Here is a 21,809-nt window from a genome sequence, read left to right as displayed (position 1 = left end):
CACTAGTGCAAAATGCTGTTTGTGCTAGGAGATTACCCGATCAGAGGGCGTCGCGCAGTGGAGATTTCCGCGAGCGTCGAGCAGGCGGTGGCCGACGGCGGTCTTGAGCCGGGGCAACTGCTGCCGCCGATGCGGGAGTTGGCCGAGCGGCTCGGCGTGAATCCCAATACGGTCGCGGCGGCGTACCGGACCCTGCGCGAGCGCGGGGTCATCGAGACGGCCGGGCGGCGCGGCAGCCGGGTGCGTCCGAAGCCCGCCATCACCGCCCGCGAGCGCATCCGCGTGGACGTGCCGGAGGGGGTGCGGAACGTCTCCGACGGCAATCCGGACGTCGCGCTGCTGCCGAAGCTGGCGGACGTGTTCGCCGCTGCCGCTGCCGTCGGTGACGCGGAACCCGTGCTGTACGGCAGCGACTCGCTGGAGCCGGAGCTGGTGCGGCGGGCCCGCGCGGCGTTCGACGCGGACGGGGTGCCCGGCGGTCCCGTCGCCGTCACGTCCGGGTCGCTCGACGCCATCGAGCGGGTCCTCGCCGTGCACCTGAAGGCCGGGGACGCCGTCGCCGTCGAGGATCCGGGGTGGGGCAGCATGCTCGATCTCGTGCCCGCGCTGGGGCTGCGCATTGTGCCGGTCGGCGTGGACGACGACGGGCCGCTGCCGGACGACATGGAGCGGGCGCTGCGGGAGGGGGCCCGGGCCGTCGTCGTGACCTGCCGGGCGCAGAATCCGACCGGGGCCGCCGTGAGCGCGGAGCGGGCGAAGGCGCTGCGCGTGGTCTTCGCCGGGTACGAGGACGTGCTCCTCGTCGAGGACGATCACGGGCACGGCATCGTCGAACTGCCGCTGCATCCGCTCGCCGGGGTCACCCGGCGCTGGGCGTTCGTGCGCTCGGTGGCGAAGGCGTACGGGCCCGATCTGCGGCTGGCCGTCCTCACCGGTGACGCCGGGACCGTCGACCGGGTGCGCGGGCGGCAGCGGCTCGGGCCCGGGTGGGTCAGCCGGATCACGCAGCGTGCCGTGGCCGGGCTGTGGGCGAGCGGGGCCGTCGACGCGCGGGCCGTCGCCGCGTCGTACGGGGGGCGGCGGGACGCTCTGATCGCGGCGCTCGGTGAGCGGGGGGTCGTGGCTCACGGGCGCAGCGGGATGAATGTGTGGGTGCCGGTGCCGGACGAGACCGGGGCGGTGGCTCGGTTGCTGCATGCCGGGTGGGCTGTGGCGCCGGGGGCGCGGTTTCGGATCGGGGCCGGGCCCGGTGTGCGGATCACTGTTTCCCGGGTGGGGGTGGGGGAGGTCTTGGCGGTTGCGGGGGTTGTGGCTGAGGCCGTTCGGCCGGGGGGTGGGGGGCGGTATGGGTGAGCGGGGGTGGGGTGGGGCGGGGTTTTGGGTGGGCGGGGCTGGGGCTCGGGCTTGATGGGCGCTTGCCCCGCGCTGGGGGGCCGCCTTGCCCACCCTGCCGCTCCGGGGGTCCCCCCGGACGGAGTCTGGGGGACGGCAGATTGCCCAAGGCGGCGGTGGCCTGCGGCTGCTATAGAGCTCAGAGTTTTCGGAAGTCCCAGGATGTGATGCAGGTCGGGGTCAGGCGGGCCCAGGCGTGGCGGCCGTCGTAGACCATCGTGGGGAGGCCGAAGTTCTTCTCGGCGAACTGGCGCTCCGGCGCGTCGAGTTCGGGGAACGGCTCGCCCATGCGCGGGGACTCGCCGACGAACTCGATGCGGCCGGACAGTTCGACGCCGCGCAGCTCGCCGTAGTCGTCGCCCGCGTCGACCACCACGGCCACCCGCCCGTCCGCCCGCAGATCGGCCCAACGGCGGCTGCGCGCAAGGGAGTACAGCCACAGCGCATCGCCGTCCCACAGGAACCACAGCGGGCTGACGTGCGGGGTGCCGTCGGCCGACACCGTGGCCACGCGGCAGGTGCGCTGCTCCGTGAGGAAGGCGTCCCGCTCGTCGGGACTCATCATGATCCTGCGACCTCTGCGCTGGGCGACGGTCATCGGTGCTCCTCCGCAAGCTTGCTGACGGTTCGTCAGGAATGCAGCATGGATGCTCTTCCCTCCCGGCGCAATGGTGGCTACTCTCCAGCAGCCCCCACAGGCTGACCACGGGCAGGGAGAATCATGCCGACACACGAGAAACTGGTGGAACTGCTCGACCCGGCCGGCACCGTGCTGCTCACCGTCGAGTGCCAGCAGGGCGTGGTCGGCACCGACAGTTCCCTGCCCGAACTGGCCGACGAGGCCCGCAAGTCGGGGGCGCTCGTCCGGGTCGCGCGGCTGGTGGCCGCCGCCCACGAGAGCGGGGTGCAGGTTCTGCACGCGGTCGCGGAGCGCCGGCCCGACGGCCGTGGCGCCAACCGCAACGGCCGCCTCTTCCGCGCCGCCGAACGCCTTCCCGTGCAGCAGTTCACCGGCAGCAGGGCCGTACGGATCGCCCCGCCCATCGAGGTCGCCGACGAGGACCTCGTCGTGCGGCGGCTGCACGGGCTCTCCCCGATCGCGGGCACCGACGTCGATCCGCTGCTGCGCAATTTCGGCTGCCGCACCCTCGTCGTCACCGGGGTCTCCGCGAACGTGGCCATACCGAACGCCGTTTTCGACGCGGTGAATCTCGGCTACGACGTGGTCGTTCCCGGGGACGCCATCGCCGGGGTGCCCTCCGACTACACCCCGGCGATGATCCGCAACACCCTCGCCCTGGTCGCCACCGTGACGACGACGCAGGACGTGCTCGCCGCGTGGAAGCGCCGCTGACGCGTATCCACGCGGCCCGCCCGGCGGATCTTCGGCGGATCTTCAGGCGAGGCTGATCGAGTCGCCGCTGACCTTGATCTGCTTCGCGGGCAGCGGCTGGGTGGCCGGCGGGTTCTTGACGCTGCCGTCCTCGATGGAGAACTTGCTGCCGTGGCACGGGCAGTCGATGGTGCCGCCCTCGATCTTCGTCACCTTGCAGCCCTGGTGCGTACAGGTCGAGGTGAAGGCCTTGAACTCGCCCTTCTTCGGCTGGGTCACCACGACCCCCTGGTCGGCGAAGATCTTGCCGCCGCCCTCCGGGATGTCCGAGGTCTTGGCGAGCGCGTCACCGCCGGCCGCCGAGGCGTTGCCCGCGGGCTGCGATCCGCCGCCGTCGTCGGAGCCGCACGCGGTGAGCGCCGCGGCGATCCCGGCCGCGCCGACCGCCGCGACGACACTGCGGCGGCACGGGCCGAGGGCGGGGGTGCCGGTGGGAACAGTGGGGTCGGTAGGGGCAGACTCCTGCGAAACGGTCATGCCGTCGGTTCCTTTCGATCGAGCGGGCCGGGTCCGTGGGGGTCCCCCTCCGGTACGTGTGGTCGCACCGAAGTGTTCAAGGCCCAGCTGATCTCATAACTCGGCCCTTCCCTCCCCGACGTCACGGTGGCCCGTTATGTCATTCCATTGGGGGAAGCATCCGGAAGTGACCCGGCACCGGTCACCGCCGGGCGGTCCACGCGATGCCTGCCTCCATGCTCTGACGGCGCATGAGCGATGGCTGTCCCGCCGGATGTGCCGTCGGTCCAGGTGAGGGGCTCGTACGGGCGCCCTTCGCCGCGGGTTCGATGATCGGTCCGTTCGAGTTGTGAAAAGAAGACGTTCCCGAGGTCTTGCCGAACTCTTGCCTCGCTCCTTAAATCAAACCGCGAACTAAGTGGTTCTCTCTGGCCGTTGAACTCTTCCGGACACGGTAGGAGTGCGCTCCACCGCGCCCGTCGACCCGGACGTGCGCTCACTTGGTGAAGGCTGCTTCGGGCCGTTTCACCCTCACCCCCGCACGGAGTGACACGCATGAGATACAGATCGTTGGGGATCGCGCTCGCCACGGCTGCGGCGCTGCTGGCCATCCCCGCCCAGGCCTCCTCGGCGGCGGCCGCCGACACGCCGCTCTCCCAGGGCCGCACCGCCACGGCCTCCTCCACCGAGAACGGCGGGACACCCGCGGCGTACGCCGTCGACGGTGACGCCGGCACCCGCTGGTCGTCCGCCGCCACCGACTCCCAGTGGCTCCAGGTCGACCTCGGCGCCTCGGCGACACTCAGCAAGGTCGTCCTGAGCTGGGAGGCCGCCTACGCGAAGGACTACAAGATCCAGGTCTCCGACAACGGGAGCACCTGGTCCGACCTCAAGTCCGTCACCGGCTCCGACGGCGGCACCGACACCCTCGACGTCTCCGGCTCGGGCCGGTACGTCCGCATGACCGGTGTCACCCGCGCCACCCAATACGGCTACTCCCTCTGGGAGTTCCAGGTCTTCGGCAGCTCGGGAACCACTCCGCCGGCCGACGGCTGCTCGACGGCGAACGCCGCCAAGGGCCACCCGGCGACCGCGTCCTCCACGGAGAACGGCGGCACCCCGGCCTCGGCCGCCTTCGACGGCGACACCGCCACCCGCTGGTCCAGCGCCGCCGCCGACCCGCAGTGGGTGCAGGTCGACCTCGGCTCGTCGCAGAGCATCTGCAAGGTGGACCTCAACTGGGAGGCCGCGTACGCCAAGGCCTTCAAGATCCAGGCCTCCGCGGACGGCCAGACCTGGACGACCCTGAAGGACGTCACCGGCGCCACCGGCGGCACGACCTCGTACGACGTCAGCGGCACGGGCCGCTATCTGCGGATCTACGGGACCACCCGCGCCACCGGCTACGGCTACTCGCTGTGGGAGGTCGGGGTGCACACCGGGTCCGGCTCCACCACCCCGCCCGTCGAGGGCGGCGGCGATCTCGGACCGAACGTCATCGTCGTCGACCCCAACACCGCGAATCTGCAAGGCAAGTTCGACCAGGTCTTCGCCCAGCAGGAGTCGAACCAGTTCGGCTCGCAGCGCTACCAGTTCCTGCTCAAGCCGGGCACGTACAACAACATCAACGCCCAACTCGGCTTCTACACCTCGATCTCCGGGCTCGGCCTCAACCCGGACGACGTGAAGATCAACGGTGACGTCACCGTCGACGCGGGCTGGTTCAACGGCAATGCCACGCAAAACTTCTGGCGCTCCGCCGAGAACCTGTCCCTCAACCCGGTGAACGGCACGGATCGTTGGGCCGTCGCGCAGGCCGCGCCGTTCCGCCGCATCCACGTCACCGGTGGCCTCAACCTCGCCCCGAACGGCTACGGATGGGCCTCGGGCGGGTACATCGCCGACTCCAAGATCGACGGCACGGTCGGCCCGTACTCGCAGCAGCAGTGGTACACCCGCGACAGCTCGGTGGGCGGCTGGACCAACGGCGTGTGGAACATGACGTTCAGCGGCGTGCAGGGTGCCCCGGCGACCAACTTCGACACCGGCCCGTACACGACGCTCGACAACACGCCGGTCTCCCGCGAGAAGCCGTTCCTGTACCTGGACGGCAACGACTACAAGGTGTTCGTCCCCGCCAAGCGCACCAACGCGCGCGGTGTGTCCTGGCCCGCCAACGCGGGGACCTCGCTCCCGCTGAGCCAGTTCTACGTCGTCAAGCCCGGCGCGACCGCGGCCACCATCAACCAGGCGCTCTCCCAGGGCCTGAACCTGCTGTTCACGCCCGGCGTCTACCACCTCGACCAGACCATCAACGTCAACCGCGCCAACACCGTGGTCCTCGGTCTCGGCCTCGCCACGATCGTCCCGGACAACGGCGTCGACGCGATGCACGTCGCCGACGTCGACGGGGTGAAGCTGGCCGGCTTCCTGATCGACGCGGGTTCGAAGAAGTCGGACACGCTGCTCCAGATCGGCGGGTCCGGTGCGAGCGACGACCACGCCGCGAACCCGACCTCCATGCAGGACGTGTTCATCCGCATCGGCGGCGCGGGCCCCGGCCTCGCCACCAACTCCGTGGTCGTCAACAGCGACGACGTCATCGTCGACCACACCTGGATCTGGCGCGCCGACCATGGTGACGGCGTCGGCTGGGAGACCAACCGCGCCGACTACGGGCTCGTCGTGAACGGCGACGACGTCCTCGCCACCGGTCTGTTCGTGGAGCACTTCAACAAGTACGACGTGCTCTGGAACGGCGAGCGCGGCCGCACGATCTTCTTCCAGAACGAGAAGGCGTACGACGCGCCCAACGCCGCCTCCATCACCCACGACGGCATCGTCGGCTACGCGGCCTACAAGGTCGCCGACAGTGTGAACACGCACGAGGCGTGGGGCCTGGGCAGCTACTGCAACTTCACCTCCGATCCGAGCATCGTGCAGCAGCACGGCTTCCAGGTACCGGTGAAGTCGGGCATCAAGCTGCACGACATCCAGGTCATCTCGCTCGGCGGCAAGGGCCAGTACGCCCATGTCGTGAACAACACCGGCGCCCCGACCTCGGGCACCGACACCGTCCCGTCCAAGATCACGTCCTTCCCGTGACCGTGATCCCGGCGCACTGACGCGTCCGCGCGGGGCATCCCGGCCAGGGATGCCCCGCGCGGGCCGAGCCGTTCCGGGGCGCGTTCGGGTGACAGTGCGGCGGCATGGCGGCGTGCCGCTGATTAGTCCTATTTATGTCTTTTACTCTCACCGCGAGCTGTTCTGATGGCACGTCAGTGGCGACGTGCTGTTCGGGGAACGCGTCACAAGCCCGGGAGAGTCGCGCATGCGCAGGTTGTACTGGAGACGGACGAGCGCACGCGCCGTCCTGGCCTTGCTGGTCGCGCAGACCACGCTGATGGCGGGACCGGCCATGGCGGTGCCGGACCCGGTCCCCTCGGCGTCCGCCTCCGCTTCCGCTTCCGCTTCCGCTTCCGCTTCCGCTTCCGCTTCCGCCTCTGCCTCCGCCTCCGGCACGCCGTCGGCGTCCACCTCGCCGCATGCCCACCGGCCGGACGCCGCCAAGAAGTCGCCGAAGGCCGGGGCGCGCCCCGAAGCCCGTAAGCGAAAAACAGGCCGGAAGGCCAAGGGCGGGACCGCGGGCAAGCGGGCCGACGACACGGCGCAGCTGACCGTGAGCAAGGAGGCGGTGGACGTTCCCGACCCGCTGGTTCCGGGCTCGGAGTTCACCTACCGCATCACCGTGTCGTGCTCCTCGCTGACCCAGGCGTGCGTGAACGCGTCGCTGGAGGACGTGCTGCCCGCCGGGCTCGAACTGGTGACGGTGCCGTCGGACGGCGCCAACTACACCATCGACTACGACGACCAGACCGGGAAGATCACCGCGAACTTCACCGAGTCCCTGCCCACCCCGCCCAACCCTCCGGGGTCGTTCGGTCTCGCGGCCGGCGGTTCGCAGGACATTCTGATCACGGTCCGCGTGCCCGAGGACACGAAGCTCAACGACGGTGACGCGATCACCAACAAGGCGACGGCCGACGCCGACAACGCCGCCGCCGTCGACGACTCCGACACCCAGACCCTGCACGTGCCGCGTCGGCCGATGGTGACCGGCACGAAGACGTGGAGCCCCTCGTCCACCGTGGCGGGCAGCGGTGGCGCGTCGAAGATCTCGCTGGGCGCCGCGAACACCTCGTCGACCTCGACCGACATCAACGCGATCACCATCACCGAGACCGACCCGGACCTCTTCGACAACTTCGACGTCACCCAGGTCGGACCGGTCACCCGGATGCCGGACGGCGCCGACCAGGTGCAGGTGTCCGTGTGTGTGAAGCCGGGCGGCAACTGCGCCCCCGACGAACTCGTCGCGGGCCCGGTCGGCCCCGGGCCCGACATCGAGCTGCCGCCCGGCGTCGACCCCGCCGACATCACCGGCATCGTCTACACGTTCTCCAACTCCGCGGGCACCCCGCTGCCCGCGGACCCCGAGGGCGCCAAGGTCGACATGAGCGTGACGCTGCGCGACGAGAACCGCTCCACCGGAGACGCGATCAACCCCAGCGACCGGCAGACCGTGGAGAACTGCGCGAGCCCCGGGATCGACTTCCGGCTCCGCCGTGACCTGGACGGCCCGGACGTCTGCGCGAACCACGACATCCTGCCCAACGTCGCCTCGATCGACCTCAGCAAGAAGATCTTCTCCGACACCGACGGCGACTGGCAGGCCGACGGCACCGCGGTCATCGGGACGAAGCCCGGCATCACGGCGACGATCGACTCCAAGAACACCTCGCCGTTCCCGGTCAGCGAGATGACCATCACCGAGCCGTCGACGTCGGCCGCGAACGAGTTCGACAAGACCGACATGACGCAGGCCAGGCTGCGGTTCCCGGCCGGTGCCACCGACGCCACGCTCACCGTCACCTGCCGCGACGGCACGGTCCTTCCGGCACAGAACTTCACCAACCCGCCCGCCACCCAGACCACCGACCTGGGCTGCCCCGGCGGCGGGCCCGCCGCCTCGATCACCGTGACCTACCGCGGCACCGACGCGAGCGGCAAGGGCACCATCGAGCAGAACGCGACCGCCGGTCTCGACGTGCACGGCACCCTCAACGACCAGGCGGACGAAGGCGACGCCGAGGACGGCGTGAAGGACTGCGCCGACGGCTCGGCCGCCAACCCCTCCAACGGTTCGGGCAGCGCCGCGGGCAACGTCTGCACCAACCTGGACGTGGAGGTGCCGCGCAAGGACGGCCAGGGCACCAAGGACGCCTCGCAGACCTCGGTCCCGCCCGGCCAGCCCGTCACCTTCGGCATCGGGCTCACCAACCGCGGCAACGTGCCGCTGGACGGCCCCGTCGTCGTCAGCGACCCGGTCGACCCGACCGCCGACCCCAACCCGTTCGACTCCGTGCGCATCACCTCCGTCACCCCGAAGGTCACGCCCGCGAGCCTCGACTACGACCTCGAGGTGTACGACCCCGACGCGAACGCCTGGGTGGCCTACGACGCCGGCGACGCGGCGCTCCTGGAGCGTGCCAAGGGCGTACGGATCGTCATGCCCGGCGGGCTTCCCGTGGGAGCCTCGGTGCACGCCGACATCACCGTCCAGCTGCGCGACGGCGTGCCCAACGGCACCGTGATCAGCAACTGCGCCGCCGCCACCAGCGACGGCGCCGCACTGGGCGACAACTTCTGCTCGCAGAACGCCACCGTCGGCGACGCCAGCTCGGAGGCCTCCCTCAACAAGGGGCTGAGCCCCTCCACCGTGACCCGCCCCTACCCGGGCAGCCCGGCCGCCGACGTGCACGCCACCCTCACGGTCGTCAACAAGGGCAACGTCAACCTCCACCAGCTCGCCGCGACCGACTTCGACACCGACTTCTTCGACGCCGTCGACTTCGTGTCCCTGGACGGCGTCTCCTTCCCCAAGGGCGCCGACCAGGTCAAGGTCGACGTCTGCACCGCCCGCTGCGGCACCGCGAACCCGGAGATCGTCGAGGGCACCTGGACCGGCAGCGACACCCCCGGCCTGCCCGCCGGTGTCTCCGCCGCCGACGTCCAGGGCATCCGCGTCACCTTCCGCTCCGAGAACGGCGACGCGATCGTCCCCGTCGAAGGCACCCCCACCTTCGGCGGCGCCTGCAAGACCGCCTCGGTCTGCTTCACCGTGAAGCCCCGCCAGACGCTGCGCTCGGACCCGTCGACCGAGATCCCCGACCACCTTCAGGACACGGTCACCGGCAGCGGCTCCAGCGACAAGCACGGCACCTTCACCATCCCGCCCGCCGACGCCGACCTGAACATCTCCGACGGCGACCCCCAGTTGTACGTCTCCAAGGAGAAGGACGCCGTTGTCCAGCCCGGTGTCTCCCAGCCCTTCACCCTGACGGTCAAGAACACCGGCGACGCCCCCATCGACCCGCTGCGGATCTCCGACCCGATCCCCGCCGACCTGATCGTGGACGAGGACTTCGCCGGCAACAGCGGCTACTACTCGATCACCGTCACCACCCCCGACGGCACCGCCAAGCCCGCCAAGGTCGACTTCACCGCGGACCGCAACGCCAACGGGAAGATCACCGGGCTGCACTGGGACTTCCCCGACTGGGTGATGTATCCCGGCGCCACGGTCACCCTCACCTTCCACGTGAAGCTGCGCGGCGGCGTCGAGGCCGGAACCAAGATCCCCAACACCTTCGGCGCGGGCTCCCCGGGCCACGACGTGCCCTGCGACAGCTCCTCCCCGCGGCTCGGCGAGGTGGACGACGACCCGGCCTACGGCGACGGCCACTACTGCACCTCCACCGCCACCCTGACCACGGAGGCGGGCACCGCCTTCGACGCCGACAAGTGGATCACCGGCAACGCCGACCTGGGCTTCTACAACTCCCTGACGGGCGAGTACATCCCCGTCGGCGACACCCGCTGCCCGAACCTCGTCTCCGGCGGCGCCACCTACACCCGCTACCCCTGCACCGCCCTGGTCCTGCCCGGCCAGAACTACCGGCAGCTGATCACCGTCGACAACATCGGCACCAACCCGGCGACCGACTTCGACCTCCTCGACGTCCTGCCGTTCGTCGGTGACACCGGCGTCCTGCTCGGCGGCTCCGACCGCGGCACCGAATGGGACCCGCGCCCGCGCCTGGCGGGACCGGTCACCCTGAACGGGCCCGGCACCCTCGGCGCCGAGTACACCACCACCCCGCAGCCCTGCCGCGACGAGGTGCCCACCCCGCGCCGCGACTGCGCCGACGCCACCTGGACCGGCGACTGGACGGCGCAGGACAGCGCCTTCTTCACCCACATCGACTTCGACGGCGGCCTCGCCCCCGGCGACAGCTTCACCCTCAGCTACCCGATGTCCTCACCGGCCGACCTCACCGACCGGGGTTCCCGCAACGACCTGTCCCTGGCCTGGAACTCCTTCGCCGAGAAGGAGACCGTCCAGGTCGGCGGCGGCAGCGTCGTCCTGCCGGTCACCGAGCCGCCCAAGTCCGGGATCGGCATGGTCTTCGGCACCCTGCGCGTCGACAAGACCGTCACCAACGGCCCGAGCGGTCACACCACCGGCCCGTACGGCATCGCGTACGACTGCGTGGTCACCCCCGACACCGGCAAGCCCGTCAGCGTGCGGCACGGCACCGGTGAGGTCGTCCCCGGCAAGCCCTTCACCGTGACCGACGTCCCGGCCGGCGCCGTGTGCCGGGTCTGGGAGACCGACACCGACGGCGCCACCAGCGACCACGACGGCGAGGCCAACGCCGCCTCCGTCACCATCCGGCCCGAGACCACCACCGACGCGCCCAGCGTCGTCGACGTCGCCAACGACTACCCGCAGCGCTCCCTGGACATCGTCAAGAAGGTCGAGGACCCGTCCGGCGCCGACCACGGGCCGTTCACCGTCGACGTGGACTGCACCTGGCGTGACAAGGAACTCGACGGGTTCCCGAAGCAGTTGACCTTCGACGGCGCCGGGCGTCAGCGCATCGACGGCCTGCCCGTCGGCGCGCAGTGCACGGTCACCGAACCCGGCACCGACGGCGCCGACGAGGTCGTCGTCACCGCCGAGCCCGACGCGGCGGACGACGACGGCGACGACAGCTCCGCGACCGTCGTCCTGCGGCCCACCGGCCCCGCCCAGGCCACCGTCACCAACACCTACGACAACCCCCCGACGCCGAGCGGCAGCCCCACCCCGTCGCCGAACCCCAGCGGGCACACCCCGCCCCCGGGTGGCCACGGACAGCTCCCCGACACCGGCTGGTCGCTCGGTCCGGCGCTCGCCGTCGTCGCGGCCCTGCTCATCGCGGGCCTCGTCCTGGCCAGGACCGCCGTACGCCGCCGTCCCCGCAGGCATTGACCCCGCACCCCGTCACCCCGACACAGCGGCACGCTCCACTCGGAGCGTGCCGCTCGGGCACTCCTCGCCTGCGATCACCCTTGGTTACTATGCTCACTTCATGCCGGGGCCGGAACGGGTGATTCCCGCGGTGACGCCCCTCCAGAGCCGACCGTGGATTGCAGGGCCGAAGAGATGGGTGACCTGGGGACATGCTGAAAGAGGTCACCGTGACCCGCTACATCACGCCGCTGCGTGAGGGCGGATCGCTGCCGGGGCTCGTCGAGGGGGACGACCACGGCGCGTACGTCATGAAATTCACCGGCGCCGGACAGGGGCGCAAGACGCTCGTCGCGGAGGTGATCTGCGGGCAGCTCGCGCGGCGCCTCGGCTTCCGGGTGCCCTCTCTGGCCGCGCTCGACCTCGACCCGGTGATCGGCCTCGGCGAGCCCGATCCGGAGGTGCAGGGGCTGCTCAAGAACAGCGGCGGCACCAACCTCGGGATGCGGTTCCTGCCGCGCGCGCTCGGCTTCGACCCGCTCGCGTACGCCGTCGACCCGGTCGAGGCGGGCCGCGTCGTCTGGTTCGACGCGCTGATCAACAACGTCGACCGCTCCTGGCGCAACCCCAACATGCTCGTGTGGAACGGTGAGTTGTGGCTCGTCGACCACGGCGCGACCATGATCTGGCACCACAACTGGCGCGGCGCCCCCGCCTGGGCCGGCAAGCCGTACGACGCCACCGACCACGCCCTCGCCCCGTTCGGGCCCGACCTCGCCGCGGCCGCCGCCGACCTCGCGCCGCGCGTCACCGAGGACTTGCTCGCCGAGGCCGCGGCGGACGTGCCCGACGTGTGGCTGACCGACGAGCCGGGGTTCGACAGCCCGGACGCCGTGCGCCGCGCGTACGTGGAGACGCTGCTCGAACGCGCCCCGGGCATTCATGAACGTATCGAACTGCCGAAGGCCGCCCCCGGATCAGGGCCGCGGACCACCGGCTGGATCACGCACGAAGGAGCCGGCCGATGAGCGAGCACGACACCCGCGAGGCCCGCGACGTCTTCGAGTACGCCCTGCTGCGCGTGGTGCCCCGCGTCGAGCGCGGCGAGCAGATCAACGCCGGGGTCGTCGTGTACTGCCGGGCCCGGTCCTACGTCACCGCGCTCACCCACCTCGACGAGGCGCGGCTGCTGGCCCTCGACCCCGAGGCGGACGTGGCGGGCGTACGGGCCCTGCTCGGCGCCGTCGAGCGGCACTGCGCCGGGGGAGCCGGCGCCGGACAGGCGGGCGCGGACGACGCCGGGCGGCGCTACCGCTGGCTCGTCGCACCACGCTCCACCGTGGTGCAGCCGGGGCCGGTGCACACCGGGCTGACCAGCGATCCGGCCGCCGAGGCGGAGCGGCTGCTCACCCTTCTGGTGCGCTGAGTGATCAGGGGCACCCGGTGGGTACGTTGACACCGGGTGCCAGGACTTCTAGCGTCACACGCACAGGGTACTAAGCGGTTGCTCAGCGATTTCGCAGCGGAGCGGCCGACCTCTAGGGCGAGGAGACCGAAGAGCATGTCCACCACTGAGCAGCGCGTAGCGATCGTCACCGGAGCCGCGCGCGGCATCGGCGCCGCCACCGCGGTCCGTCTGGCCGAAGAGGGCCGCGCCGTCGCCGTGATCGACCTCGACGAGGCAGCCTGCAAGGACACCGTCGAGAAGATCACCGCAGCCGGTGGCAAGGCCCTCGCCGTGGGCTGCGACGTGTCCGACGAGGCGCAGGTCGAGGCCGCCGTCGCGCGCATCGCCGAGGAGCTCGGCGCTCCGACCATCCTGGTCAACAACGCGGGCGTGCTCCGCGACAACCTGCTGTTCAAGATGAGCGCCCTGGACTGGGACACCGTCATGAACGTGCACCTGCGCGGCGCCTTCCTGATGTCGAAGGCCGTCCAGAAGCACATGGTGGACGCCAAGTTCGGCCGCATCGTGAACCTGTCGTCGTCCTCGGCGCTCGGCAACCGCGGCCAGGTCAACTACTCCGCCGCCAAGGCCGGTCTCCAGGGCTTCACCAAGACCCTCGCCAAGGAACTCGGCAAGTTCGGCGTCACCGCCAACTCCGTCGCCCCCGGCTTCATCGTCACCGAGATGACCAAGGCCACCGCCGACCGCGTCGGCATGGGCTTCGAGGACTTCCAGGCCGCCGCCGCCACCCAGATCCCCGTGCAGCGCGTGGGCCGTCCCGAGGACATCGCCAACGCCATCGCCTTCTTCACGGGCGAGGCGGCCGGCTTTGTCTCCGGCCAGGTCATGTACGTGGCCGGCGGACCGCTCAACTAAGGCTGGGGACAACGGACATGACTGCTGAACTCTCGGGCAAGGTAGCCCTCGTCACCGGCGCCAGCCGGGGCATCGGCTACGGCATCGCCGAGGCGCTCGTCGCCCGCGGCGACCGCGTGTGCCTCACCGGCCGCGGTGAGGACGCGCTCAAGGAGGCCGTGGAGAAGCTCGGTTCCGACCGCGCGACCTACGTGGCGGGCAAGGCGCACGACGAGGCCCACCAGGCCGCCGCCGTCGCGCACACCATGGAGACGTTCGGCCGCGTCGACTTCCTCGTCAACAACGCCGGTACGAACCCCGTGTTCGGCCCGATCGCCGAACTCGACCTCAACGTGGCCAGGAAGGTCTTCGAGACCAACGTCGTCTCGGCGCTCGGCTTCGCCCAGCAGACCTGGAAGGCGTGGCAGAGCGAGAACGGCGGCGCGATCGTCAACATCGCCTCCGTGGCCGGAGTCTCGGCCTCGCCGTTCATCGGCGCCTACGGCATGAGCAAGGCCGCCATGGTCAACCTCACGCTCCAGCTGGCGCACGAGTTCGCGCCGAAGGTGCGGGTCAACTCGATCGCCCCGGCGGTCGTGAAGACCAAGTTCGCCCAGGCCCTGTACGAGGGCCGGGAGGCCGAGGCCGCGGCCGCCTATCCGCTGGGCCGGCTCGGCGTACCGGAGGACATCGGCGGCGCCGCCGCGTTCCTCACCTCGTCCCAGTCGGACTGGATCACCGGGCAGACGCTCGTCGTCGACGGCGGCATCTTCCTCAACGCGGGCGTCGGCTGACAAGTCAGATTGCGGGCGTCAACAGACAAACTTCCCGCAGCTCAAGTGCCCCGTCTGATCAAGTAGTTGATCCGGCGGGGCACTGCGATATGGTCTGCCGATTCCCATGGCATGGCCGATCGAGGAGCGTGCGCGTGTTCAGACGGTTGCTTGCCCCCCGCGTGTTGGCGGCGACTACGTTCATATCCCTGCTGAGCGGGTGCGGGGTGGTGAACGCGAGCGACTCCGAGGACGAGGACCCGATCGTGGTCGGCACCACCAGCGCGCCGAGCACGCTGGATCCCGCCGCTTCCTGGGACGGCTCGTGGGAGCTGTTCCGGAACGTGTACCAGACGCTCGTCGCCTTCCCGTCCGGTGCCGCCCAGCCGGAGGCGGACGCGGCCGAGTGCTCCTTCAAGGGCACCGGCAACCGCGTCTACCACTGCCGGCTGCGGGAGGACATGACGTTCTCCGACGGGGACACCCTCGACGCCGCCGCCGTGAAGTACTCCATCGACCGGATCCGGGCGATCGGGGTCAAGGGCGGTCCCGAGGGGCTGCTCGGCAGCCTCGACCGCGTCACGACCCAGGGTGATCGCGATGTGACGTTTCATCTGAAGAAGGCCGACGCCACGTTCCCCTACGTGCTCGCGACCCCGGCCATGTCGATCGTCGACCCCGACGACTACCCGGCCAAGTCCGTCCGCAAGGACCGCGAGGTGAACGGCTCCGGCCCGTACGCGCTCAAGTCCTACAGCCCCGGCGACAAGGCCGAGCTGGTCAAGAACGACTCGTACAAGGGCTTCGCGGACCGCAAGAACGGCGCCGTGACGATCCGCTACTTCACGACGTCGTCCGACATGGTCGCGGCCCTGCGCGCCAAGAAGATCGACGTCACCTTCCGAGGCCTCGCCGCCTCCGACGCGGTGAAGCTCAAGGACAAGAAGAACGAGAAGGACCTCCAGCTCGTGGAGGGCGCGGGCATGGAGACCAGCTACCTGGTCTTCAATCCCAAGGACCCGTGGGCGGGCAAGAAGGCGGTGCGTCAGGCCGTCGCGCAGATCGTCGACCGCGGGGCCATCGCGCACTCGGTCTACTCGGACACCGTCACGCCGCTGTACTCCATGGTCCCGGCGGGCCTCGCCGGGCACACCACGGACTTCTTCGACGACTACGGCACGCCGAGCGCCGCGAAGGCCGCCGCGATCCTCTCCAAGGCGGGCATCCACGGGCCCGTCCCGCTCACCCTCTGGTACACCACGGACCGGTACGGATCCGCGACCGAGCCCGAGTTCGAGGAGCTGAAGCGGCAGCTGGAGGAGTCCAAGCTGTTCGAGGTGAAGCTGGAGAGCCGGCCCTGGAACACCTTCGAGGCCGGCTACCGCAAGGGTGAGTACCCGGTGTTCGGGCGCGGCTGGTTCCCCGACTTCCCCGACGCGGACAACTTCATCGCGCCCTTCGTGGGCAAGGAGAACGCGCTGGGTACGCCGTACATCTCGCCGGAGATCACCGACGAGCTGCTGCCGCAGTCGCGCCGGGAGAGCGACCGCGGCGCGGTGGTGCGGCAGTTCGCGCGGGCCCAGCAGATCATGGCCGAGGACGCCCGGCTGCTGCCGCTGTGGCAGGGCAAGCAGTACATCGCCGCGAGCGAGGAGATCGCCGGTGGCGAGCGGGCCCTCGACCCGTCGACGATCATGCTGATGTGGGAGCTGGAGCGCAAGACGAGCTGGTGAGCGGGGGCGGGTCCGGATTGTCAGTGGCCGCCGGTAGGTTCTTGGGTATCGATGCGGCCGCGCGTGTCATGACGGCGCGCGCGGCCGTGCAAGTGCTCGTACCCCGGAGGTTGTTGACGTGACCGACACCGCGATGCTGCCCGAGTCCTGGCGCGGCGTCCTCGGCGAGGAGCTGCAGAAGCCCTACTTCAAGGAGCTCACCGAGTTCGTCGAGGAGGAGCGCGCCAGGGGCCCCGTCTACCCGCCGCGCGACCAGGTCTTCGCCGCGCTCGACGCCACGCCGTACGACCGGGTGAAGGTGCTCGTCCTCGGCCAGGACCCCTACCACGGCGAGGGCCAGGGGCACGGTCTGTGCTTCTCGGTGCGCCCCGGGGTGAAGACACCGCCCTCGCTGCGCAACATCTACAAGGAGATGCAGGCCGAGCTGGGCACTCCCGTCCCGGACAACGGCTATCTGATGCCGTGGGCCCAGCAGGGCGTACTGCTGCTGAACGCGGTGCTCACGGTGCGCTCGGGCGAGGCCAACTCGCACAAGGGCAAGGGCTGGGAGAAGTTCACGGACGCCGTGATCCGCTCGGTGGCCGACCGGCCCGACCCGGCGGTCTTCGTGCTGTGGGGCAACTACGCGCAGAAGAAGCTCCCGCTCATCGACACCGAGCGGCACATCGTCGTGAAGGGCGCGCACCCCTCGCCGCTGTCCGCGAAGAAGTTCTTCGGCTCGCAGCCCTTCACGCAGATCAACGAGGCGGTGGCGGCCCAGGGCCACGAGGCGATCGACTGGCGCATCCCGGACCTCGGTTGAGGCCGCGCCTGCCCTGGATCACCGTCGGCGGCGGTTAGCGTCGGAAGCCGTGACCGGTGGGCGAGCCGGTTTCCGAGCTTGGAGGCACCAGTGGCACAGCAGCGTGAGCAGGCGGCGGACGACGCGCTGCCCACCCGGATCGGGCAGATGGTCATGCTGCACCACGCCGGTGACCGCGAGGAGGCCAGGGACCGGCTGCTCCTTCTGTGGTCGGAGCTGGGCGAGGGCGGCGATCCGCTGCACCGCTGCACGCTCGCGCACTATCTGGCCCGCACCCAGACCGACCCGTCCGCCGAACTGGCGTGGGACCTGCGGGCGTTGACCGCCGCGGACTCCTGCGGCGAGAGACCGTCGCCGGCGCTGCGGGCCTTGTATCCGTCGCTGCATCTGAGCCTGGCGGGCGACTACGTGAAGCTGGGCCGCCCGGGCGCGGCCCGCAGCCATCTGACGCGGGCGCGCGCCACCGCGGCCCCGCTCGGGGACACCGCGGCCGACGGGCACGCGGCCGGTGTACGGGCCGCGCTCACGCGGCTCGACGCGGAGGTGGCGAAGCTGCCGGCGGAGGACCTCGGCGACGACGGGGGACGCGGCGGTCGTGGTGACGACGGGGGCCGGCCCGGCGGGGAGCCGCTCGGGCCGCCGCGGACCGGTTCGTGACGGGGGAGGCAGGGCTGGTTTCAGATGGGACGGGACGGGGCGGGGTGGAGTAGTAGGGCGGTTCGGGCGGTCAACCGCCGTATGTGTCCTTGCAGATGGTCGCCTGAGGGCTGTCGGGGTCCCAGCCGCCGTACTGGCGGCCGAGGGCGCAGACGTCGGTGTGCGGTGGCGCCGGGACGACGGGGCGCTCCGCTCTCGGCGCCGTGGTGTGCGCGGGGGCGACGGTGTCCGGCGCCCTGCGCGGTGACGGTACGGCGTGGTGCGCGGGGGCGCGGGGTGTCTCGGCGTGCCGCGGTGCGGCGGGGGAGCGGTGGGGGGACGGTTCGGTCCGTTGCAGGGCCTCGCGGGCGGGGCCCTGGACGAGCGGCCGGCCGTCGGAATGGCCCTCCGGGCGCGGCGCGGGAGCCGTGGCGGACGGGGTGGGCGCGGCCGGAGCGGGCGGCGCGCTGACGCTCACGCATCCGGTGGCGGTGACCGCGGTGACGGCGGCGGCCGCCGCGGTCAGCAGAAGCGTGGCTGAGCTGGTGGTTCTGAGCACCCGCGCCACTCTGGTGGACCGTGGGGCGGTGGGGGAACCCGAATCGGCGAGGTTGCCCCACACGGGTGATGCGCCGGGGGATCTACGAGGCTTCGGGCCCGAGGAGGCCGTGCAGCAACTCCCGGTATCCCTCGCGCAGTTCCGTGAGACTCGGCGCCGTGGCGTGGAAGGAGCCCGCGACGCACGAGAACATCATTCCCTCCGTCCAGGCCACCAGCGACAGTGTGTGCCGGTCCGGATCGCGTGAGCCCGCCGCGCGCAGGAGCGCGGTGAGTGGCTCCCGGAACCGGCGGCCCGCCTCGTCGAAGAAGACGCGCAGCTCGGGCCGCCGGGTCGCCTCCAGGGCCAGCTCGTAGCGGCAGACGAGCAACTGGGGATGGCGCGTGAGGTAGCGGTGCAGGGCCAGGGCCATGCCGTCGACCAGGCCCGGCAGGCCGGCCGCGGGGCTCGGCAGCTCTTCCACGGCGAGCACCTGCCCCTCGCGCACGGCGAGCCGTCGCACCGCCGCCTCCAGGAGGGCCAGCCGGGTGCGGGCGTGGTTCGACGTCGAGCCCTGTGGCAGGTGCGCCGCTTCGTCGACGGCGCGGTGGGTCAGACCGCGCATGCCGCGCGTGGCGAGGAGGACCAGGGCGGCGTCGGAGATGCGGTCGGCGCGGGACAGGTCGGGGCGCGGGGCGGGGCAAGGGGCCGGGGAAGGGGGCGGGGAAGGGGCGGGCTGGTTGGGCATGAGAACAATCTACCCGGTGCACTACAGCTGTAGTACGGTCATGGCATCCGTTCACTACAGGTGTAGTGAGGTGGGTCGTTCGCGTTCACCTGCGCGCACTAGGAGGAGGCGTCATGGCATCCAGCGAACCCGCAGGGCAGGCCCGGGCCGTCGTGATCGGCGGCGGCATCGGCGGGCTCACCGCCGCGCTCGCGCTGCATCTGCGCGGCTGGCGGGTCACCGTCCTGGAGAAGGCGCGCGAGCTGAAGCCCGTCGGGGCGGGCATCTCCCTCGCGCCCAACGCGCAGCGCGCCCTCGACGTGGTCGGACTCGGCGACGACATCCGCTCCCTGGCCGCCTGGGAGGGCGACGGCGGGCTGCTCACACCGCGAGGGCGCTGGCTGTCGCGGACCGACCCACGGCTCGCCGCCGAGCGGTTCGGCGGTCCGCTGGTCCTGCTGCACCGCGCGACGCTGATCGACAAGCTGGCGGCAGGACTGCCGGCCGGCGCCGTACGCACCGGGTGCGCCGCACGTCTCGCCGACCCCGGGGACGCGACGCGGCCCGCCCGGATCGTGACGGGCGACGACGAACTGACGGCGGAACTGGTCGTGGGCGCCGACGGCATCCGCTCGGGGGTGCGCGCCGCACTGTTCCCCGGGCACCCCGGCGCCGTGTACAGCGGATTCACCACCTGGCGGGTGCTCGTGCCGCCGCTGGGCCGTTCCTTCGCGCAGCACGAGAGCTGGGGGCCGGGGCGGCTCTGGGGCACGCACCCGTTCGCCGACGGCACCGTCTACGCGTACGCCGCCGCCCGCGCGCCGGAAGGGGCCGTCGCGCCCGGCGGGGACGAACGGACCGAACTCCGGCGCAGGTTCGGGACCTGGCACGATCCCATCCCGGCGATCGTCGACGCGGCCGAGCCCGGCCGGATCCTGCGCCACGACGTCCACCACGTCGCCGAACCGCTGCCCGCCTTCCACCAAGGCCGGGTCGCCCTCCTCGGCGACGCCGCGCACGCCATGGCGCCGATGCTCGGGCAAGGCGGCAACCAGGCCATCGAGGACGCGGTCGTCCTCGCCCACCACGCCCCGGCCGGCGCCCCGCCGGACCTGGCCGGCTACACGCGCGTACGGCAGCCGCGGACCACCGCCGTCGCCCGGAAGGCGATGTCCGTCAGCCGGCTGAACCTGCTCACCAACCGCCCCGCGATCGCCGTGCGCAACACCGTGATCCGCGCCGCCGGTGTCCTCGGCCCGGCCTTCCTGCTGCGCGGCATGGACGGCATCGCGGACTGGCGGCCGCCACAGCCGCCGTATGCTGCCCGGACGCACGCGACGGGGACAGACACAGAGGAGTACCGGACGTGAAGGTCGGCTGCATCGGACTCGGCGACATCGCCCAGAAGGCCTATCTGCCCGTGCTCGCCGCACAGCCCGGCATCGAACTGCATCTGCAGACCCGCACGCCCGCCACCCTCACCAGGGTCGGCGAGCAGTACCGGATCCCGTCGGCCCAGCGCCACGCCGATCTGGACGCGCTGCTCGCGCAGGGGCTCGACGCCGCGTTCGTGCACGCGCCGACCGCCACGCACCCCGAGATCGTGAGGCGGCTCCTCGAAGCCGGGGTGCCGACGTACGTCGACAAGCCCCTCGCCTACGAACTCGCCGAATCGGAACGCCTCGTGGACCTCGCCGACGAGCGCGGGGTCAGTCTCGCCGTCGGCTTCAACCGGCGTTACGCGCCCGGTTACGCGCAGTGCGTCGAGCATCCGCGCGAGCTGATCCTGATGCAGAAGAACCGGGTCGGGCTTCCCGAGGAGCCGCGCACGATGATCCTCGACGACTTCATCCACGTCGTGGACACTCTGCGGTTCCTGGTGCCGGGCACCATCGACGACGTCACCGTCCGGGCCCGGGTCGAGGACGGTCTGCTGCACCATGTCGTGCTTCAGCTCGCCGGTGACGGGTTCACCGCGCTCGGAGTGATGAACCGGCTCAGCGGTTCCACCGAGGAGATTCTCGAGGTCTCCGGGCAGGACACCAAGCGGCAGGTGGTCAACCTCGCCGAGGTCGTCGACCACAAGGGGCAGCCGACCGTGCGCAGGCGGGGTGACTGGGTGCCGGTCGCTCGCCAGCGGGGGATCGAGCAGGTGGCCCTGGCGTTTCTGGATGCTGTGCGGGCCGGGAAGGTTGTCAGTGGGCGGGATGCGCTGGGGACGCATGAGTTGTGTGAGCGGGTTGTGCGGGGGGTTTTGAGCGGGGTGTGAGTTTGGGCCCGTCGGCAGGTGCGGCTTGCGTCGTGGCTGGTCGCGCAGTTCCCCGCGCCCCTTGTGGGGTTGTCGGTCGGGTGCGGGCCGGTGGCCGCTTCTCGCGCAGTTCCCCGCGCCCCTGAGTCAGGCGCTTCGCGCCGCCTCCCCCTGAGGCTGCGCTGCGCGCGCCTCCACCCGAGGCAGGGGCCGCGCCTCCACACGGGGCAGGGGCCGTGCCTCCACACGGGGCAGGGGGCGCGCCTCCGCTCGGGACATGGGGGCGCGCCTCCGCTCGGGACATGGGGCGCGTCCACACGGGGCAGGGGCCGTGCCTCCGCCTTGGGCAGGTGGCGCGCCTCTCCTGACGGGTGGGTGGCGCGCCTTTGATGAGATGGCGCACGAAGTGCGCATCTCAGGGGCGCGGGGAACTGCGCGAGAAGCGGCCACCGG

General features: G+C 71.2%; 17 protein-coding genes. 13 read left to right on the top strand and 4 right to left on the bottom strand.

Annotated elements, in window-relative coordinates; genetic code table 11:
- Positions 1-21 precede the first annotated feature (21 nt).
- Positions 22-1,353 carry an aminotransferase class I/II-fold pyridoxal phosphate-dependent enzyme gene (locus ACFVDP_RS14315; RefSeq protein ID WP_383488464.1) on the top strand — a complete coding sequence of 444 codons (1,332 nt, stop codon included), beginning with the start codon at positions 22-24 and terminating at the stop codon, positions 1,351-1,353.
- Positions 1,354-1,531: 178 nt separating this feature from the next.
- Here the strand turns inward: ACFVDP_RS14315 and ACFVDP_RS14310 are convergent, their stop codons facing one another.
- Positions 1,532-1,990: a pyridoxamine 5'-phosphate oxidase family protein gene (locus tag ACFVDP_RS14310; RefSeq protein WP_383488461.1), complete on the bottom strand. Its 459-nt coding sequence runs from the start codon at positions 1,988-1,990 to the stop codon at positions 1,532-1,534.
- Positions 1,991-2,113: 123 nt separating this feature from the next.
- Here ACFVDP_RS14310 and ACFVDP_RS14305 point away from each other — a divergent pair, with 123 nt between their 5' ends.
- Positions 2,114-2,746: a cysteine hydrolase gene (locus ACFVDP_RS14305; protein ID WP_383488458.1), complete on the top strand. Its 633-nt coding sequence runs from the start codon at positions 2,114-2,116 to the stop codon at positions 2,744-2,746.
- Positions 2,747-2,788: 42 nt separating this feature from the next.
- Here the strand turns inward: ACFVDP_RS14305 and ACFVDP_RS14300 are convergent, their stop codons facing one another.
- On the bottom strand, positions 2,789-3,262 hold the full coding sequence (locus ACFVDP_RS14300) for a Rieske (2Fe-2S) protein (protein WP_383488455.1): 474 nt from the start codon (positions 3,260-3,262) through the stop codon (positions 2,789-2,791).
- A gap of 534 nt (positions 3,263-3,796) precedes the next feature.
- On the opposite strand from ACFVDP_RS14300, the gene ACFVDP_RS14295 reads away from it, so the two are divergent.
- The 9 genes from ACFVDP_RS14295 to ACFVDP_RS14255 all read left to right on the top strand — a co-directional run bounded on the left by ACFVDP_RS14295 (position 3,797) and on the right by ACFVDP_RS14255 (position 17,864).
- The gene (locus ACFVDP_RS14295; RefSeq protein WP_383488452.1) at positions 3,797-6,346 is read left to right on the top strand and encodes a discoidin domain-containing protein; all 2,550 of its coding nucleotides are present in this window, start codon (positions 3,797-3,799) and stop codon (positions 6,344-6,346) included.
- A gap of 226 nt (positions 6,347-6,572) precedes the next feature.
- The gene (locus ACFVDP_RS14290; RefSeq protein ID WP_383488449.1) at positions 6,573-11,618 is read left to right on the top strand and encodes a DUF5979 domain-containing protein; all 5,046 of its coding nucleotides are present in this window, start codon (positions 6,573-6,575) and stop codon (positions 11,616-11,618) included.
- A gap of 191 nt (positions 11,619-11,809) precedes the next feature.
- Positions 11,810-12,625 carry a HipA family kinase gene (locus ACFVDP_RS14285; RefSeq protein ID WP_383488447.1) on the top strand — a complete coding sequence of 272 codons (816 nt, stop codon included), beginning with the start codon at positions 11,810-11,812 and terminating at the stop codon, positions 12,623-12,625.
- Positions 12,622-13,023, top strand: coding sequence for a DUF3037 domain-containing protein (locus tag ACFVDP_RS14280; RefSeq protein WP_383488444.1), 402 nt, complete (start codon positions 12,622-12,624; stop codon positions 13,021-13,023). The genes ACFVDP_RS14285 and ACFVDP_RS14280 overlap by 4 nt, the downstream gene beginning before the upstream one ends.
- 135 nt (positions 13,024-13,158) lie before the next feature.
- Positions 13,159-13,920 carry a 3-oxoacyl-ACP reductase FabG gene (gene fabG / locus ACFVDP_RS14275; RefSeq protein WP_383488441.1) on the top strand — a complete coding sequence of 254 codons (762 nt, stop codon included), beginning with the start codon at positions 13,159-13,161 and terminating at the stop codon, positions 13,918-13,920.
- Between the two features lie 17 nt (positions 13,921-13,937).
- Positions 13,938-14,693: an SDR family oxidoreductase gene (locus ACFVDP_RS14270; RefSeq protein ID WP_383488438.1), complete on the top strand. Its 756-nt coding sequence runs from the start codon at positions 13,938-13,940 to the stop codon at positions 14,691-14,693.
- Between the two features lie 89 nt (positions 14,694-14,782).
- Positions 14,783-16,405 carry an ABC transporter substrate-binding protein gene (locus ACFVDP_RS14265; RefSeq protein ID WP_383488435.1) on the top strand — a complete coding sequence of 541 codons (1,623 nt, stop codon included), beginning with the start codon at positions 14,783-14,785 and terminating at the stop codon, positions 16,403-16,405.
- A gap of 118 nt (positions 16,406-16,523) precedes the next feature.
- Positions 16,524-17,207, top strand: coding sequence for a uracil-DNA glycosylase (ung, locus tag ACFVDP_RS14260; RefSeq protein WP_383488432.1), 684 nt, complete (start codon positions 16,524-16,526; stop codon positions 17,205-17,207).
- A 90-nt stretch (positions 17,208-17,297) separates the two neighbouring features.
- Positions 17,298-17,864 carry a hypothetical protein gene (locus ACFVDP_RS14255; protein ID WP_383488430.1) on the top strand — a complete coding sequence of 189 codons (567 nt, stop codon included), beginning with the start codon at positions 17,298-17,300 and terminating at the stop codon, positions 17,862-17,864.
- Between the two features lie 70 nt (positions 17,865-17,934).
- On the opposite strand, the gene ACFVDP_RS14250 is transcribed toward ACFVDP_RS14255, so the two are convergent.
- Together ACFVDP_RS14250 and ACFVDP_RS14245 are read right to left on the bottom strand one after the other, a co-directional pair.
- Positions 17,935-18,402, bottom strand: coding sequence for a hypothetical protein (locus ACFVDP_RS14250; RefSeq protein WP_383488427.1), 468 nt, complete (start codon positions 18,400-18,402; stop codon positions 17,935-17,937).
- A gap of 82 nt (positions 18,403-18,484) precedes the next feature.
- Positions 18,485-19,129 carry a TetR/AcrR family transcriptional regulator gene (locus ACFVDP_RS14245; RefSeq protein ID WP_383488424.1) on the bottom strand — a complete coding sequence of 215 codons (645 nt, stop codon included), beginning with the start codon at positions 19,127-19,129 and terminating at the stop codon, positions 18,485-18,487.
- 113 nt (positions 19,130-19,242) lie between these two features.
- Between ACFVDP_RS14245 and ACFVDP_RS14240 the strand changes: the two genes are divergently transcribed.
- Complete coding sequence (locus ACFVDP_RS14240) at positions 19,243-20,478, top strand: FAD-dependent monooxygenase (RefSeq protein ID WP_383488422.1); 1,236 nt, start codon at positions 19,243-19,245, stop codon at positions 20,476-20,478.
- Positions 20,475-21,377, top strand: coding sequence for a Gfo/Idh/MocA family protein (locus tag ACFVDP_RS14235; protein WP_383488419.1), 903 nt, complete (start codon positions 20,475-20,477; stop codon positions 21,375-21,377). Before ACFVDP_RS14240 ends, ACFVDP_RS14235 begins: the two co-directional genes overlap by 4 nt.
- Positions 21,378-21,809 lie beyond the last annotated feature (432 nt).

Source organism: Streptomyces sp. NPDC057694 (assembly GCF_042799415.1).
Lineage (GTDB): Bacteria > Actinomycetota > Actinomycetes > Streptomycetales > Streptomycetaceae > Streptomyces.
The sequence above is the reverse complement of the archived record's forward strand: the minus strand, read 5'-3'. Positions and strand labels throughout refer to the sequence as shown.